This is a genomic window from Mesorhizobium sp. M7A.F.Ca.ET.027.03.2.1 (assembly GCF_003999175.1).
In the GTDB taxonomy this organism is placed as follows: Bacteria; Pseudomonadota; Alphaproteobacteria; order Rhizobiales; family Rhizobiaceae; genus Mesorhizobium.
Genome location: NZ_RZOM01001295.1, coordinates 1 through 1,478, shown reverse-complemented (window position 1 = coordinate 1,478; position 1,478 = coordinate 1). Strand labels below are relative to the sequence as shown.

Sequence of the window (1,478 nt, the reverse complement as noted above, 5' to 3'; positions counted from 1 at the left end):
GTGCAGCACTGACTGGCTGCCGAAGGCATGACTGATGCCTTTGCAGGCGATCGCGATCCGGCGTTCTTTTGGCAAGCCGGCGTCTTCGCCTTGGGCTGTGGGGTGCGCTGGCATGCCGTCCGGCTCCGCCAGTCTTCCGTCCCGCTTGGTGTAGTTGAGCGCCGGGATCGAGGCGATGAGCGCCTTGGTGTAGGCGTGAGAGGGGTTGTCGAAGACATCGCCCGCAACGCCGCTTTCGACCACGGCTCCCGCCTGCATCACCGCCACCCGGTCGCAGGAGCGGCGGATCATGTTGATGTCGTGGCTGATCAGCAGGATGCTGGTTTTGTGATCCTTGCGCAGGTCGGAGAGGATGGCGATGATCTCGGACTGGACGCTGGCGTCGAGCGCCGTCGTCGGCTCATCCAGCACCAGCAGCGACGGGTCGAGCGCAATCGCGATGGCGATGTTGGCGCGCTGCTGCATGCCGCCGGAGAGTTCGTGCGGATAGAGATCCAGCACACGCTCCGGATGGCTGACGCGGACCCGGCCGAGCAGTTCGGCCGCACGCTCGCGCGCCTCGTCGAGGCGAACCGGGCGGTGCCGCATGATCGTCTCGGTGATCTGCCGGCCGATCGTCATGCTTGGATTGAGCGCCGCGCCCGGATGCTGGTAGACGGCGGCGATATGATTTCCCCTGAGCCGGCGGAGTTGCTCGGCGGAAAGGTCGCGGATTTCGCGGCCCTGGAATTCAAGCGCTGAGGCCGCGATACGGGCGTTCTTCGGCAGATAACGCAGGATGGCGAGCGCCACAGAGCTTTTGCCCGATCCTGACTCGCCGACCAAGCCGAGCGCCTCGCCTTGGCTTATGTGCAGCGACACGCCGCTGACGGCGGGATGCGATCCCTTGCGCCCGTCATAGGCGACGGACAGCTGGTCTACGTTCAGAACCGAGGAGGACATGGAGACTTGAAACCACTTTCTTCGAGCGCTGCCATCGAGGGCAATCGCTTCCGCTTTCGGAGTGCATTATCTCTATAAAATTACTCGGATTAAGCCGAAGCGCAATCTACCTTTCATGCCTCAGGAGAGATTGTCGCCGTCTGCCGAGGCAGCGCGACGGTCTCCGGAGCAGATCTGGAAGGAGGCCGTCATGGCTCGAGACCACATGATCCTCAGCGCATTCTTCTTCAACCCGCAGGGCGATCACCGGATGTCGTGGCGCCATCCCAGGGCGCCGGAACGGGAGGTGCTGGACTTCGAATTCTACCGCGATCTCGTGCAGGCGGCCGAGCGCGCCAGGATCGACACCATCTTCGTCGCCGACCACGTTTCGATTTGGGATTCGGTCAAGAGCGGCGTCGCCCACTACGCCAATGCGCGCCTCGAACCGCTGACGCTGCTCTCGGCGCTGGCGGGCGTGACCAAGCATATCGGCCTGATCACCACGGCATCGAGTTCCTACAGCGAGCCCTACAATGTGGCGCGCATGTTCGCCT

Annotated in this window: 2 protein-coding genes; one reads left to right on the top strand and one right to left on the bottom strand. The window is 63.5% G+C overall.

Annotated features, from left to right (window positions below; genetic code table 11):
• Nucleotides 1-942 (bottom strand): ABC transporter ATP-binding protein (locus tag EN750_RS33985; protein WP_145968185.1); only part of this gene is annotated, 942 nt, incomplete at its 3' end.
• A gap of 190 nt (nucleotides 943-1,132) precedes the next feature.
• Between EN750_RS33985 and EN750_RS33980 the strand changes: the two genes are divergently transcribed.
• A partial coding sequence (locus EN750_RS33980) for an LLM class flavin-dependent oxidoreductase (protein WP_127399251.1) occupies nucleotides 1,133-1,478 on the top strand: 346 nt, incomplete at its 3' end.